The organism is Limnohabitans sp. WS1 (assembly GCF_003063265.1).
Taxonomy (GTDB): Bacteria; Pseudomonadota; Gammaproteobacteria; order Burkholderiales; family Burkholderiaceae_C; genus Limnohabitans_A.
This window is the reverse complement of the sequence record NZ_NERU01000003.1, coordinates 1-13,868: the sequence shown is the minus strand read 5'-3', so window position 1 is coordinate 13,868 and position 13,868 is coordinate 1. Positions and strand designations below refer to the sequence as shown.

General features: G+C 60.9%; 14 protein-coding genes. 7 read left to right on the top strand and 7 right to left on the bottom strand.

Annotation, left to right across the window (positions count from 1 at the left end; all coding sequences use genetic code 11):
• Positions 1–11: 11 nt before the first annotated feature.
• The gene (gene xerD / locus B9Z48_RS05650; protein WP_108377452.1) at positions 12–920 is read right to left on the bottom strand and encodes a site-specific tyrosine recombinase XerD; all 909 of its coding nucleotides are present in this window, start codon (positions 918–920) and stop codon (positions 12–14) included.
• A 9-nt stretch (positions 921–929) separates the two neighbouring features.
• On the bottom strand, positions 930–1,904 hold the full coding sequence (locus B9Z48_RS05645) for a tripartite tricarboxylate transporter substrate binding protein BugE (RefSeq protein ID WP_089961782.1): 975 nt from the start codon (positions 1,902–1,904) through the stop codon (positions 930–932).
• A gap of 150 nt (positions 1,905–2,054) precedes the next feature.
• On the opposite strand from B9Z48_RS05645, the gene B9Z48_RS05640 reads away from it, so the two are divergent.
• Positions 2,055–2,960, top strand: a complete 906-nt coding sequence (locus B9Z48_RS05640) for an AEC family transporter (protein ID WP_108377451.1) — start codon at positions 2,055–2,057, stop codon at positions 2,958–2,960.
• A gap of 103 nt (positions 2,961–3,063) precedes the next feature.
• On the opposite strand, the gene queG is transcribed toward B9Z48_RS05640, so the two are convergent.
• Entirely contained in the window at positions 3,064–4,128 is a 1,065-nt protein-coding gene (gene queG, locus B9Z48_RS05635; protein WP_108377632.1) for a tRNA epoxyqueuosine(34) reductase QueG, read from the bottom strand.
• A 24-nt stretch (positions 4,129–4,152) separates the two neighbouring features.
• On the opposite strand from queG, the gene tsaE reads away from it, so the two are divergent.
• Entirely contained in the window at positions 4,153–4,701 is a 549-nt protein-coding gene (tsaE, locus tag B9Z48_RS05630; protein WP_233261043.1) for a tRNA (adenosine(37)-N6)-threonylcarbamoyltransferase complex ATPase subunit type 1 TsaE, read from the top strand.
• Positions 4,691–6,082: an N-acetylmuramoyl-L-alanine amidase gene (locus B9Z48_RS05625; protein ID WP_108377449.1), complete on the top strand. Its 1,392-nt coding sequence runs from the start codon at positions 4,691–4,693 to the stop codon at positions 6,080–6,082. Before tsaE ends, B9Z48_RS05625 begins: the two co-directional genes overlap by 11 nt.
• A gap of 370 nt (positions 6,083–6,452) precedes the next feature.
• On the opposite strand, the gene B9Z48_RS05615 is transcribed toward B9Z48_RS05625, so the two are convergent.
• Genes B9Z48_RS05615 through B9Z48_RS05600 form a run of 4 tightly spaced genes read right to left on the bottom strand, consistent with a single transcriptional unit; the run spans position 6,453 to position 9,587 of the window.
• A complete protein-coding gene (locus tag B9Z48_RS05615; RefSeq protein ID WP_108377448.1) occupies positions 6,453–7,124 on the bottom strand; it encodes a transaldolase family protein in 672 nt (223 codons plus the stop codon).
• Positions 7,121–8,344 (bottom strand): ROK family protein, encoded by a 1,224-nt coding sequence (locus B9Z48_RS05610; RefSeq protein ID WP_108377447.1) that lies wholly within the window; start codon positions 8,342–8,344, stop codon positions 7,121–7,123. Before B9Z48_RS05610 ends, B9Z48_RS05615 begins: the two co-directional genes overlap by 4 nt.
• Before the next feature lie 20 nt (positions 8,345–8,364).
• Positions 8,365–8,805: an RbsD/FucU family protein gene (locus tag B9Z48_RS05605; RefSeq protein WP_089961803.1), complete on the bottom strand. Its 441-nt coding sequence runs from the start codon at positions 8,803–8,805 to the stop codon at positions 8,365–8,367.
• Positions 8,799–9,587 carry an ATP-binding cassette domain-containing protein gene (locus tag B9Z48_RS05600; protein ID WP_194944837.1) on the bottom strand — a complete coding sequence of 263 codons (789 nt, stop codon included), beginning with the start codon at positions 9,585–9,587 and terminating at the stop codon, positions 8,799–8,801. The genes B9Z48_RS05605 and B9Z48_RS05600 overlap by 7 nt, the downstream gene beginning before the upstream one ends.
• 163 nt (positions 9,588–9,750) lie before the next feature.
• Between B9Z48_RS05600 and B9Z48_RS05595 the strand changes: the two genes are divergently transcribed.
• The 4 genes from B9Z48_RS05595 (at position 9,751) to B9Z48_RS05580 (ending at position 13,637) form a co-directional block, all read left to right on the top strand.
• Positions 9,751–10,716 (top strand): sugar ABC transporter substrate-binding protein, encoded by a 966-nt coding sequence (locus tag B9Z48_RS05595; RefSeq protein ID WP_089961807.1) that lies wholly within the window; start codon positions 9,751–9,753, stop codon positions 10,714–10,716.
• Between the two features lie 69 nt (positions 10,717–10,785).
• A complete protein-coding gene (locus tag B9Z48_RS05590; RefSeq protein WP_089961810.1) occupies positions 10,786–11,730 on the top strand; it encodes an ABC transporter permease in 945 nt (314 codons plus the stop codon).
• 21 nt (positions 11,731–11,751) lie between these two features.
• Positions 11,752–12,702, top strand: coding sequence for a carbohydrate kinase family protein (locus tag B9Z48_RS05585; RefSeq protein ID WP_089961814.1), 951 nt, complete (start codon positions 11,752–11,754; stop codon positions 12,700–12,702).
• Between the two features lie 68 nt (positions 12,703–12,770).
• Positions 12,771–13,637 carry a CoA transferase gene (locus B9Z48_RS05580; protein WP_089961817.1) on the top strand — a complete coding sequence of 289 codons (867 nt, stop codon included), beginning with the start codon at positions 12,771–12,773 and terminating at the stop codon, positions 13,635–13,637.
• Positions 13,638–13,868 lie beyond the last annotated feature (231 nt).

Below are 13,868 nucleotides of genomic sequence, written 5' to 3'. Positions count from 1 at the left end.
AGCAACCGACTTCAGCCTCGCGGGTGGTGCTGAGCGTGCAGGGCTTTGAGCCGTTCACGGGCCACATGGGTGTAGATGGTGGTGGATGAAATATCGGCATGCCCCAGCAGCATTTGCACGGCCCGCAAATTGGCCCCGTGGTTGAGCAAATGGGTGGCAAAGGCATGGCGCAAAGTGTGGGGCGACAGCGGCGAAGTGATGCCCGCCTCCATGGCGTAGCGCTTGACCAAGCTCCAGAACATGACGCGGGACATGCCCGTACCGTGTTTAGGGCCACTGGAGGTGACAAACAAATCTTCACTGAGGCGCGACCCCAACAAAGCCGGGCGCACCTGGCTCACATAGCGCTGCAACCACGCCCGAGCCTCGTCCCCAAACGGCACCACGCGCTCCTTGCTGCCCTTGCCCGTGATGCGCAAAACGCCCTCATTGAGGCTCACATGCAGGGTTTGAAGGGATACCAGTTCGGTGACCCGCAAGCCACTGGCATACATCAACTCCAGCATGGCACGATCACGCAAGCCCAACTCGGTGCTCACATCAGGGGCAGACATCAAAGCGTCAATTTGTGATTCGCCCAAAGTGCCAGGCAGCTTGAGTGCCTGTTTGGCAGCCAATAGGCGCAAGCTCGGGTCAGCTGGCATCCTGCGCTCGCGCAAAGCCCAACGAAAAAACCGCTTGAAAACCGTCAGGCGGCGGTTGGCAGAAGTTGCTTTGGATTGAACGTGGCGCTCAGCAAAATAAGCCTGCAGGTGCGACTCTTGACTGGCCAACACGGCCAGCCGATGCGTCAAGAAGAGCCAATGGGCGTAAAGCGTCAAGTCCTGACGGTAGGCCGCCAAGGTATTGGCGGCCAAACCATCTTCCAGCCACAGGGACTCCACAAACAGATCGATGGCGTCCTGGCTGGCCTCATGCATGGATGTGCATCAGTCGAGCTTGAGTTTTTGCTGCTCCACCACTTTTTTGTAGACCTCAAATTCGGCCTTGATTTGAGCGGCAAACTCATCGGGTGTGTTGGCCACCACCAAAGAGCCCGTGTCTTGAATGCGCTTGGACACGGCTGGATCTTGCAAGGCTTTTTTCACACCGGCGCTGATCTTGTCAACCACCTCTTTGGGCAGATTTTTCGGACCCAAAATGCCGTAATAAGCCATGCGGTTCACCGGCTCCAAGCCCACTTCTTTGAAGGTGGGCACATTGGGCAACTGCGGCAAGCGCTGGGGAGCAGCCACAACAATGGGCACCAAACGACCTTGCTGAATGAAGGGCAAGGCCGAGGGCATGTTGTCAAAAATGATCGGCACCTGGCCCGCCACAGTGTCGTTCAGGGCTGGACCTGCACCACGGTAAGGAATGTGGGTGATGAACACCCCGGCCAGACTCTTCCACAACTCGGTTTGCAAATGACCAATGCCCCCTGTGCCCGAAGAAGCATAGGAGTATTTGCCGGGGTTTTTCTTCAACTCTTCAATGAAACCCTTGTAGTCTTTGGCTGGAAAACTGGGGTGCACGGCAATCACGTTGGGCGTGGCTGCGATGTTGATGATGGGGGTGAAATCGGTGGTCGGGTTGTATGGAATTTTGGGGTTGATGGCCGGATTGGCAGCAGTGGTTGACACGGTGGCCATGCCCAAGCTGTAACCATCGGGTGCTGAGCGAACCGTCTCCGTAGCCCCCACCACGCCGCCGCCGCCGGCCTTGTTTTCGACAATCACGTTTTGACCCAAGGCTTTGCCCAGGGGCTCTGCAATGACTCGGGCCACGATGTCGGTCGTACCGCCCGGCGCAAAAGGCACTTGCAGTTTGATGGTTTTGTTGGGGTAAGCCTGGGCCCAGACGGAACCAACGGCTGCGGTGCTGGCCGCCATCACGGCTACGGAAATCCAATCGCGTCGCTTCATTCAAAAACTCCTTGAAATAATCACATCATATTCAATCGCCAGGGCCTGCCTGGGTCAAAAAAGGCCAAAAACCCTCCGATGGAGGTCTTCATCGCCCCAAGGTGACAGCTGTGTACCCTGAAGATCTATAGGCGCAGTTATCCTAGCTGAGTGAACTTTGCCCAACTCCTCTTTCCAGACTTTTCCCTGATTTTGTGCGGCTACTTGCTTTGCCGCTTCACGGCATTGGGGCGCTCAGTGTGGCAACCGGTTGAAAACCTGGTGTATTTTTTCCTTTTCCCGGTGCTGTTGTTTCACTCCATCGTGAAAAGTCCGATCGACTTGGGTGCAGCCTCGAGCTTTATTGGCGCAGGGGTGAGTTTGGCGTTTTGTGCCATCGCTTTGTCCTACAGCCTGCCTTATTGGCCGATTTTGGGCCGTCAACTCGACCGCCGTGACCACGCGGCCGCAGCACAAATTGGTTTTCGTTTCAATTCCTTCATGGCCCTGGCCCTGGCCGAACGCCTGGGCGGACCCGAAGGTTTGTTGATGATTTCCATGTTGATCGGGGTGTGTGTGCCACTGTTCAACATCGGCGCCGTCTGGCCCATGGCCCGGCACGCCAAAACCGGGTTTTTAAGGGAATTGGTGCGTAACCCCTTGATCGTGGCCACGGGCTCAGGCCTGATCGCCAATTTGGCGGGATTTCGAATCCCTGTTTGGCTGGACCCCAGCTTGGGTCGCATTGGGGCCGCTTCATTGGCCTTGGGACTGATGGCCGCAGGTGCGGGGATGCAGCTGGGCTCTTTGCGCCAAGGCCAACTGCTGGGCTTGAGTGTGCTGGGCATCAAGCATTTGGCGATGCCCTTGATGGCCTTGGGTTTGGCCCAATGGTTCCAGCTGGGAACCTTGCAAACCACCGTGCTGCTGACTTTTTCGGCCTTGCCCACAGCATCAACATGCTATGTTTTGGCCGCACGCATGGGTTACAACGGCCCTTATGTGGCAGGACTGGTCACGCTGTCCACCCTGTCGGGCATGTTGAGCTTGCCTTTTGCTTTGGGTGTGTTGCGCTGAAAGTTCTGCAGGTAAGCCTGACTGCGCACTTCACCAGCGACAGCACCCAGCGAACAGTTTGGAATGCACACCAAAGGCGATCATCGACCGCTGGCGTTTTGAATCACGCACTGCCCAATGACCACACCACCTGTTCTTGCACCACCGGATCAGGGTGCCCCGCATGTGTGCTCAGGGCTTGATGCAAAGCGTGTCGATCCAGTGCGGTCAAACCCGCAGACGCCAGCGCATTGCCCGCTGCCAGGGCCAGGTTGCGCAGCCAACGGGCATGGCCGATGCGGCGGATGGCGCTGCCTTCGGTGCGGCCCAAAAACTCGGCTTCGCTCCAGGCCATCAGCTGGACGATGCTGGACGCACCCAAACCTTCGCGCGGCTGCCAATCCGGCAAGGCGTTGACTTGCGCAAACTTGTTCCAAGGGCAGGCCAGTTGGCAATCGTCGCAGCCATAAATGCGGTTGCCAATCAAGGGACGCAGCGCCTCGTCGATGGGCCCGGCATGCTCGATCGTCAGATACGAAATGCAGCGCCGCGCATCCAGCCGGTAAGGCCCGACGATGGCCTGCGTGGGGCACAGGTCCATGCAGGCGGTGCATTGGCCGCAATGCGCCGTCGCGGCTGGCGTTTCGGGCAGCGCAAAATCCACAAACAACTCACCCAGAAAGAACATCGAGCCCGCCTCGCGTGACAGGATCAGGGTGTGCTTGCCGCGCCAGCCCAAACCGCTGCGGCTGGCCAGCTCGGCCTCGAGCACGGGGGCCGAGTCGGTGAACACGCGGTGGCCAAAGGGGCCTATCGCCTGGGCGATGCGATCTTGCAGTTTTTGCAGGCGGCTGCGCAGCACCTTGTGGTAGTCGCGCCCCCGGGCGTAAATCGACACCACCGCCTCGCCAGGCTGCAGGCTGCGAGCGGTCTCCCGAGACACCCAGTCGGACGTGGTGCCCTCGGGCAAATAATCCATGCGAGCGGTGATCACGCTCACCGTGCCAGGCACCAGCTCGGCGGGTCGGGCACGTTTGAGGCCATGTGCGGCCATGTAATGCATGCTGCCCTGAAAACCCGCCTCCAGCCAAGCGGATAATCCGGGCTCTGCCGAGGACAAATCGATCCCCGTCACGCCAATTTGGGACAATCCCAGTTCACCCGCCCAGACTTGGATCTGGGGCCACAGTTCAAGAAGGTCGATTTGAGTACGTTGAGCAGTCACCCACCGATTGTAGAAAGCCCCTTCACCGCCTCCAGCTGGACAAGCCTGTGGTCCAACGAAGCGGCCACACAGGCCTTTGCCACCGCACTGGCTGCGGCGTTGCAAACATGGCCCCAAGGGCGTGATGCACGCATCGAACTGCGCGGCAATTTGGGCACGGGCAAAACCACGCTGGTGCGGCACCTGTTGCGTGCGGCGGGTGTACAAGGCCGCATCAAAAGCCCCACTTATGCAGTGGTTGAGCCACACCAAGTCGGCACCGGCGAGAGCGCTTGGCCGATTTGGCATTTTGATTTTTACCGTTTCAGCGACCCCAAAGAGTGGGAAGACGCCGGTTTTCGGGACATCTTTGCAGGGCCGGGCCTCAAGCTCATGGAATGGCCAGACAAAGTGGCCGGGCAACTGCCTGCCGCGGACTGGGTGATTGCCCTTGAAGCCCTCGACGAAGACCAGCGCCGTGTCCACATCAGCGCAGGCACCCCCCAAGGGCAAAGTTGGCTGCAGTCGTGGGCCCAAGGTGCCACACATGCCCATTGACCGACGCCAATGGCTCAAGGCGGGCCTCTGGGTGCTGAGTTTGGGTTCAGCCCAGCTGGCCCGAGGGGCCAACATGCTGGCTGTGCGCATTTGGCCGGCTGCCGACTACACACGGGTCACGCTGGAATCGGACGCGCCCCTCAAAACCACACAAACTTTCATCACATCACCGCCTCGCTTGGCCGTGGACATCGAAGGCCTGCAACTCAATGCCGCCTTGCGTGACCTGGTGGGGCAGGTGCAAGCGTCTGATCCGAACATTTCCGGCATTCGCATCGGCCAGTTCAGCGCCCAGGTGGTGCGCCTGGTCATCGATTTGAAGCGCCCGATTGCCCCCGAGGTGTTCACGCTGCAACCGGTGGCCGCTTATGCCCACAGACTGGTGCTGGACCTCTACCCTGCCCAAGCCCTTGACCCCCTGGAACAACTGATTCAGGAACGCATGGCCGAAAAAACAGCCCCTGCGGCTGGCCTGCCAGCGCCCTCAGCCGCCGTGAATGACCCACTGGGTGAGTTGATGGCCAAGCACAGCCTGCCCGGCACAGGGGCGATGGTTTTGGCCCCGCCCAGCACCCGGCGACTGGACAAGCTGCCGCCAGGCACCCCATCGATGGACCGTCCGGATCACCCCCCGCCCAAGTCGAACACCACCAGCACGGAGCGATTGATCGTGGTGGCGCTGGATCCCGGGCATGGCGGCGAAGACCCTGGGGCCATTGGCCCGGGTGGCACGCGTGAAAAAGACGTGGTGCTCAAAATTGCCAAAATGCTGCGCGACCGCATCAACGCCAGCAGCGTTGCAGGCAACCCCATGCGGGCCTACCTGACGCGCGATGCCGATTTTTTTGTTCCGCTGCAAGTGCGGGTGCAAAAAGCACGTCGCGTCCAGGCCGACCTGTTTGTCAGCATCCATGCCGATGCATTTTTCACGCCACAGGCCAGTGGGGCCAGTGTGTTTGCCCTGAGCCAGGGCGCCGCGTCGAGCAGTGCCGCCCGGTGGATGGCACAAAAAGAGAACAAAGCCGACTTGATTGGCGGCATCAACCTGGGCACACAAGACGCCCAAGTGCAGCGTGCATTGCTGGACATGAGCACGGCCGCGCAGATCAAAGACAGCTTGCAGCTGGGCAGCAGCTTGCTGCGCGAGATTGGCGGTGTGGGTCGCCTGCACAAACCCCGCGTCGAGCAAGCGGGTTTTGCCGTACTCAAAGCACCCGACATCCCCAGCGTGCTGGTCGAAACCGCCTTCATCAGCAACCCTGAAGAAGAAGAAAAACTGCGCAGCGAGGCCTACCAAAAGCAACTCACCGACGCCTTGATGCGCGGCATCTTGCAATATTTTTCGCGCAACCCGCCACTGGCCCGCAACCGCAGCATTTGAAGAGGGGCGGTCGATGGTCAGAACCCTTGCGCTGTTGTCACAGGTATTTGTAGGTCGTTGGCTTCAGCCCCGACAACGCGTACTGGAAATCCATGTCGGGGCTGAAGCCGCCGACCTACAAAATTCATCAGCAACCCTGAAGAAGAAAAACTGCGCAGCGAGGCCTACCAAAAGCAACTCACCGACGCCTTGATGCGCGGCATCTTGCAGTATTTTTCGCGCAACCCGCCACTGGCCCGCAACCGCAGCATTTGAAGAGGGGCGGTCGATGGTCAGAACCCTCGCGCTGTTGTCACAGGTATTTGTAGGTCGGTGGCTTCAGCCCCGACAACGCGTACTGGTAATCCATGTCGGGGCTCAAGCCGCCGACCTACAAGACGGCCTGGTGGCTGGTCTGCACATCCCGGTCAAACTGTGCCATCGCCGCCAGCGTCAGCGGGTCGGTGGCCAGACCCGCTGCAAACTCGGGACGCACCGTCACAGCGTGGGCACCCACGGCGATCAAACGCGAGAGCACATCGGCCGACTTGATGCTGGCGGCCAGCAATTGCAAGCCGTCGGACTGCACCGCGACACAGGCCTCGATCAAGGCCCACACATCACGGCCATCGGCCTGCAAGCGGCCCACATAGGGCGCCACATAGCTGGCCCCTTGCGCCCTTGCCCACAGCAGTTGCACCGGGTTGGACAAGCCCGTCAGCAAAGTGGGCACGCCCCAGGCCTGCACCTCACGCAGCACCGGCTGCCAGTCGGGGTGGCACGGCAGCTTGATGGTCAGGCGCACGCGGGCCTGCACGGCGGCAGGCAGCAGCACTTCCAACCATTGGGCGGCTTCGCCCACGTCGGCGCGGGGCAGTTGCAGCATCAGCTCGGGCATGCGGGCCTCGCCCGCCTGCGCCACCAGCTGCAGATAGCCGCTCAGGCTGACCGGCAAACCGGCTTGCATGACCAAGGTGGGGTTGGTCGTCACGCCCTGCACGGGCGGGCAACCTGCGGGCAGCGCCCATTGGCGGGCGTCGGCCGAGTCGAGGTAGAACTTCATGCGGCGTCCTGTTTCAGGAAGATGTCTTTGTCCGGAAAAAACTGGCTGTGCAGCGGCAGCAAGGCCCCGCCCAAAGCACGGGCGTGCGCCCCCACCTGCCCCGCCAACAGGGGGGGTTGGTGCATGCCGTCAAACCGGTACTGGCCCAGCGCCTCTTGCGTGGCGGCCATCAAGGCGGTCATGAGCGGTGCACCGAGCGAGCCGTCCATCACCACCGCGTCCAAGTCGAGCAAGGCGGCGGCACTGGCCACGGTCATGGCCAAGGCTTGACTGGCTTGGGCGATCCACGGGCCGGTGAATTCGGCATAAGCCGCATCCATGATGGCGCTTTGGTGAATGAGCAAAGGGTTGTGGCCTGCGGCCAGCAAGGCTTGTTCGAGCTGCCAGCCCGAGGCCTTTTGCAGCAGCTGCGGCGGCATGCCTGAACCCTTGGACTCGGACGTGGCCAAACCCACAGGGAGTGAGCCAATCGCCCCGGCGTTGCCGCGCTCGCCGTTCATGATGTGGCCCGACAGCACCAAACCGCCGCCGATGAAGGTGCCCACAAACACGTACAAAAAGCTGCGCTCGCTGCGCCCATGGCCTTGCAGCAGCTCGGCCACGCAGGCGGCGGTGGTGTCTTTGGCAAACACCACCGGCAAATCGCTCAATCGCTGCACTTGTGCAAGCAAGTCGATGTGTTCCCAGCGGGCCAAGGCCTGTGCGGCTTTCCCGCCCATCAGGTCGGCCCATTTGTGCAGCGACAGCGGCGCGGTCAGGCCCACCCCCACGGTGCGGGGCCAGAGATCGCCCATGCGTGCTTGCAAAGTCTGCAAGCCTTGCGCCATGGACTGAAACAGCTCGTCGGGGTCTGGATAGTCGTAAAGCACCTCCACGCGATGGACCGGCTGGCCCGTGAAATCGGCCACCAACAGCTCCAGATTGCGCCGCCCCACCTGAATGCCCACGCTGAACGCCCCTTGCGGGTTGAGCGACAGTGGCACCGAAGGCTGGCCGATCTTGCCCCGCACCCGGTCTTGTTTGAGCAGCAGCCCATCGTCGAGCAAACGGCCCACGATGATGGCCACGGTCTGGGTGGACAGCTGGGTCAGGCGGGCCAAATCGGCTTTGGGGATGGCCCCGTGGTGACGGATGGCCTGCAGCACGATGCGCTCGTTGAATTGGCGCATCCCGACGTGGTTGGACCCACGCATGGCTGAATTCGGGGTGGCGCTGTTCATGTCAGAAATGCTGGAATAAATTAAACAAGAATCACGCCCTTGCAAAACAAGGCGTTGCCATAGGCCGTGCCTTCACCGCTTTGCACGATCAGGCTGGCCGCTTTGATTTTCTCGTAAAACGCATAGCGCTCCACCGCCTCGACCTGTTCGGGTTGAAAGCCTTCGGCCACCACGACATCCACCACGGCCTGCTGAGCAGGCGTGCGGTGTCCGTCTGCGCTGTGACACACCCGCATGAAAGCCGCAGGTTTCGCCACATCCACCGCCAGCGGAATCACCGACAGCACGGCGCGGCTCACCCGCTCCAGGCTGTTGCCTGGCAGGCGCACCACCGGCTTGCCCTGGCTCAAAAAATCGGCCGTGAAATTCGCATCCACCACCGCCACCCATTCACCGTGCCCCATGGCGCACAGGTGCATCAGCAACTCGGGCGTGAGCAGCGGGTCGATCCCTTTCAGCATGTGGCGGCCTCTTCAGAGCGCAGGTTGGCCGGGTCAATCGCCCCGGTGATCAGGCCCACGATCTCTTCGGGGCTGGTCTCGCGGGTCAGGCGGCTGCAGATGATGCGGCCTTGGCGGAACACCCAGATGCGGTCCACCAGATCAAACACCTGGCGCAGGTTGTGGCTGATGATGATGAGTGGAATGCCGCGCTGCTTGAGGCCCTTGATGATTTCTTCCACGCGGGCTGTCTCTTGCACACCCAAAGCGGCGGTCGGCTCGTCCAGGATGATGAGTTTTTTGGCAAAACCAGCGGCGCGGGCAATCGCCACGCACTGGCGCTGACCGCCCGACATGCCACGCAGGCTTTCGGACATGTCCTGAATCTTCACGCCCGTGGTGGACAACATGGCCGCTGATTTTTCACGCATGGCCTTGTGGTTGAGGATGGACAGCGGCCCCAAGTTCAGGCGGGTGATCTCGCGGCCCAGAAAAATATTGGCGGGCACATCCAGGTCTTCGGCCAGGGCCAGGGTCTGGTACACGGTTTCGATGCCCTGCTCTCTCGCATCGAGCGGTGACTCGAAATTCACCTTGCCGCCGTCCAGCAAGATATCGCCTGAATTGGGCTGCTCGGCCCCGGTGATCAGGCGCACAAAGGTGCTTTTGCCCGCGCCATTGTCGCCCACGATGGCCGCGTGCTCTCCAGGCAAAAGTCGGAAATGCGCATCGGTCAAGGCTTTGACGCCGCCGTAATGCTTGGTCAGTTGTTGGATTTCGAGAACAGGGGGGGATGAAGACATGACAGCAACTTTCACATGGAATGGCGCAAGCATCGCGGATTTCGTGATTTCACGCATTAGTAAAACTACTAGGTTTACTTAGTCGGGTTTTTCGTTTCCAATCCGTTCGCGGTCAGAGAAAAGGTTTTCTGCCCGGTACGAACCCACAACGGAGAAAAGACCCATGATCACCAAACGCACTTTCGGCCGCCTGGCCATCGCCGCCGCTGCCGCCACTTTGTTCACTTCGGCCATGGCAGCCGACATCACAGTGGCCTACATCACCAACGGCAACACCAATGAAGGATGGACCCTGATCAATGGGGGTGCCAAGAAAGCCGGACAAACCAAAGGCGTCAAATTCATCGAATTGGCCGCTGACAAAGGCGAGTTGTCACGCCAGCTGGCCATCGTGGAAGACATGATCACCCGCAAAGTCAATGCGATTGCCATCGCGCCGGTGGACTCGGCCGGCATCGCGCCCGCCATCAACAAAGCGCTGGCCGCTGGCATTGCCGTGGTCGCGGTGGACACCGGCATCACCGGCTCCAAGATCACCTCGTATGTGGCCACCGACAACATCAAGGCCGCCAACGTGCAGGGCAAATGGGCCGCTGAGCAAATCAAAGACGGCGACACCGTGATTTACGTGACCGGCGACCAAGGCCAATCGACTGGCCAAGAGCGCAAAAAAGGCTTTGTGGACGCACTGAACGAGGTTCGCAAGAACGTCAAAATCGTTGAAGTGGCCACCACCTGGGACCAGACCATGGCCCAAAACGGTGTGGAAGCTGCCTTGCGTGCCAACCCCGGTGCCAAAGTGATCGCCTGCGCCTGGGACGGCGGCGCTCTGGGTGCCAAAGCCGCCTTGATGGCCGCAGGCAAGAAGCCCGGCGACGTGAAAATTGCAGGCTTTGACGGCTCGCCCGGCGGCCTGGACATGATGAAGCAAGGCTGGCAACAAGCCAACGCCGCACAAATGCTGGCCAAGATCGGCCAAGTGGGCGTGGAAACCGCCATCGCAGCGGCTCAAGGCAAAAAGGTTGAAGCCCGCATCGACACCGGCTCTTTCTTGGTGCTGCCGGCCAACGTGGACAAGTTCGCGGCCGACTCCGGCGTGGGCCAGTTCATGAAGGTCAAGGCCAAATAAGTCAATTCCACGATAGGGCCCGCCCGGACCTGCGTGTCCGGGTTTATCTTTTTGCAATACCGAGAATTTATGAAATCCATCACCCGACAAGAGTGGTACGGCGCCTTTGTGGCGGTCATCGTGCTGGGCGTTTTGCTCACCTTCGCCTCGCCCTACTTCCTGACCACCGGCAACCTGTCCAACATCCTGGTGCAGGCCTCGGTGATCGCCTTGCTCGCAGGTGGACAAACCTTTGTGATCCTGACCGGTGGCGTGGACCTGGCCGTGGGTGCGCTGACCGCGCTGGCCGGTGCCGTGGCCGGTCACATGATGATCAAAATGGGCGTCGATCCTTATCTGGCCATGCTCGTGGCGCTGGCCATTGGCGCGGCGGTGGGCATTTTCAACGGTTACTTGGTGGCCTTTGTGGGCATCCCGGCTTTCATCGTCACCTTGGGTGGTTTGACACTCTGGCGCGGTCTGGCTTTTGACATGACCGGCGGTTTTGACAACGCGGGCTTGCCCGATCCCTTCCCTTTCATCGGCTATGGCGATGTCTTCGGCATCCCCATGCCCACCCTGATCACCGGCGTCTTTTTTGTGGTGATGGCCTTTGTGTTGTCGAGCACCAAAATCGGCCGCTATGTGTACGCCATGGGCTCCAACGAAATGGGCGCTCGCCAGGTGGGCATCAACATCCGTTGGTACAAGCTGGGCGTGTACGTGATCTCGGGCCTGTGCTGCGCCCTGGCGGCCATCGTGCTCATGGCCCGCATGGACTCGTCGAGCGGCAAGATGGCACAAATGTTTGAGCTGGACGCCATCGCCGCTGTCATTCTGGGCGGCACCTCGCTCTTTGGCGGGCGCGGCAGCATCTGGGGCAGCTTGCTGGGGGCGGTGCTGATCACCATGATCCGCAACGGCATGAACCTGATGGAAGTCTCCCAGTTCAAGCAAATGATGGCCATTGGCGCAGTCGTGATCGTGGCCGTGTGGATCGACGTGGTGCGCCGGAAACACCTGCTGAAAAAATAAATTCTTCTCTTTTCCACTCTCATGACCACTCCGATTTTTGTGCTGGGCGAAGCCCTGATGGACTGCATCGCCCAGCCCGACGGCCAATTGCGACCCCTGATGGGTGGCAGCCCATTTAATCTGGCCCGTGCAGCGGCATTGCGCGGGGCCCGCGTGGCTTACATCAACCCCTTGTCCAGCGACCTGTTCGGACAAGGCATGGCGCGGCAACTGCATCAAGACGGCGTGGCGCTGCCTGGCGGCACCAGCCCACGACCCACCTCGCTGGCGGTGGTGCAATTGAATGCGGGTCAGCCGAGCTATGGGTTTTACCGCGAAGGCATTGCCGACCGCGATTACACCGTGGACGGTGTCTTGGACCTGCTGCGCCAACAAGCCAGCCCGGGCATCTTTCACACCGGGTCTTTGTTGCTGATTCCGCCAGAACACCACAAAGTGGTGGCCATTCTCAAGTCGGCACGCGCCATGGGCTGGACCATCAGCGTGGACATCAACCTGCGCCCCCAGGTGGCGGGCGAATTGGCACCTTACGTGGCCGCCCTGAAAGAGGTGATCGCCCTGACCGACTGGCTCAAAGCCAGCGACGAGGATCTGGAGTCCATGGGTTTTGCGGCGGTCGGCGTGGGTGAATCGCCACGATGGGTGCGCGAGTTGCGGGCCAGCGGGCCAGCGGGTGCTTTGAGCCGTGTCGCCCTGACCTTTGGTGGTGAAGGGGCTCATCTGGACATCGAAGGCCACAGCCACACTTTGCCGGCCCCCCCCGTCTCCGTCGTGGACACCGTGGGCGCAGGTGACACGTTTTGGGGCAACACCTTGGCCGACTGGGCCTTGCAACCCCACAAAGCGGGGCTGCGTGTGATGGACACCTTGGGTTTGGCCATGAAAGCCGCGGCCATCAACTGCACCCGCGCGGGCTGCCAGCCCCCCCAACCGGCAGACATCATGGCTTTTGAGCAGCAAGGCAAGCCTTGAGTGACAGCCAGCGTCTTGAACTTTGCCGATAATGCAAAGCCCCTCAAAAACGCATTCAAGTTCACCCCATGTCATCTACAAAACCCCTGCGCGGCACGCGCGTTGTCAGCCTTGCCCTGAACCTGCCCGGCCCGGCGGCACTGATGCGCCTGGCCCAAATGGGCGCAACTTGCACCAAAATCAATCCCCCATCGGGCGATCCGATGCAGCACTACACGCCAGACGGTTACGCGCTGATGCACAAAGGGGTGAAGCACCACACCCTCGACCTCAAAACCGATGCCGGACAAGCTGCCCTGCACAAGCTGTTGGGCAAGACCGATGTGCTGCTGACGTCCTTTCGCCCATCCGCCCTGACCAAGCTGGGTTTGGGCTGGAAAAGCCTGCACAAACAATACCCCGCCCTGAGCTTGATCGAAGTGGTAGGCGCTCCTGGCCCACTGGCCGAAATCCCCGGCCATGATTTGACCTACCAGGCAGAAGTGGGCCTGGTCAACGGCATGGACCTGCCGCCCAGCCTGTTTGCCGACATGGGCGGTGCACTCATGGCCAGCGAAGCCACACTCAAGGCGGTGCTTCATCAGCGTGCAAAGGGCAAAGGCTCCCGCCACGAGGTGGCCCTGTCCAGCGCCGCCGCTTGGTTGGCCTTGCCCCGCCAATTGCGCATGACCACCCCCGACGGCGCGGTGGGCGGGGCCCACGCAGGCTACCGCGTTTACGCCTGCAAAAACGGCCGTGTGGCCGTCGCAGCCTTGGAGCCGCACTTTGCGATGAGTCTGTGCGAAGTGGCTGGCGTCTCACTGACCCACCCGGTCAAGGACCTGTTCAAACCCGCCACCCGCCAAGCCATCGAAGCCTTTTTGGCCAGCCAAACCCGCGCCCAGCTCGACAAGCTGGCGGTGGCCAAAGACATCCCTCTGATGACCCTCAAGTAAAAGCCCCGCCCCGGGGCGATGCTGAGTGGTCTGCGAGGCTTTTCGCGACGAGGGCGTCGCTCCTACAAGGGGAAATGTCAGACCACAGAGGTTGGCCATTCATGTTGATAGGGGTAGGAAAGGCCAAGGCCTCCCCTCCCTCCGAACCGTGCGTGCAGTTTTCCCGCACACGGCTCTCCAGTCAGTGGTTTCCTCATCGGGATTGGCTCGCTTGCATTCGGGCCTGCGTCA

Coding starts and splice junctions, on each gene's coding strand:
- B9Z48_RS05625 (WP_108377449.1), top strand. CDS start 4,691: ATGCCCATTGACCGACGCCAATGGCTCAAGGCGGGCCTCTGGGTGCTG.
- B9Z48_RS05600 (WP_194944837.1), bottom strand. CDS start 9,587: ATGTCTTCATCCCCCCCTGTTCTCGAAATCCAACAACTGACCAAGCAT.
- B9Z48_RS05580 (WP_089961817.1), top strand. CDS start 12,771: ATGTCATCTACAAAACCCCTGCGCGGCACGCGCGTTGTCAGCCTTGCC.
- xerD (WP_108377452.1), bottom strand. CDS start 920: ATGCATGAGGCCAGCCAGGACGCCATCGATCTGTTTGTGGAGTCCCTG.
- B9Z48_RS05615 (WP_108377448.1), bottom strand. CDS start 7,124: ATGAAGTTCTACCTCGACTCGGCCGACGCCCGCCAATGGGCGCTGCCC.
- B9Z48_RS05595 (WP_089961807.1), top strand. CDS start 9,751: ATGATCACCAAACGCACTTTCGGCCGCCTGGCCATCGCCGCCGCTGCC.
- B9Z48_RS05585 (WP_089961814.1), top strand. CDS start 11,752: ATGACCACTCCGATTTTTGTGCTGGGCGAAGCCCTGATGGACTGCATC.
- B9Z48_RS05590 (WP_089961810.1), top strand. CDS start 10,786: ATGAAATCCATCACCCGACAAGAGTGGTACGGCGCCTTTGTGGCGGTC.
- B9Z48_RS05645 (WP_089961782.1), bottom strand. CDS start 1,904: ATGAAGCGACGCGATTGGATTTCCGTAGCCGTGATGGCGGCCAGCACC.
- B9Z48_RS05610 (WP_108377447.1), bottom strand. CDS start 8,344: ATGAACAGCGCCACCCCGAATTCAGCCATGCGTGGGTCCAACCACGTC.
- B9Z48_RS05605 (WP_089961803.1), bottom strand. CDS start 8,805: ATGCTGAAAGGGATCGACCCGCTGCTCACGCCCGAGTTGCTGATGCAC.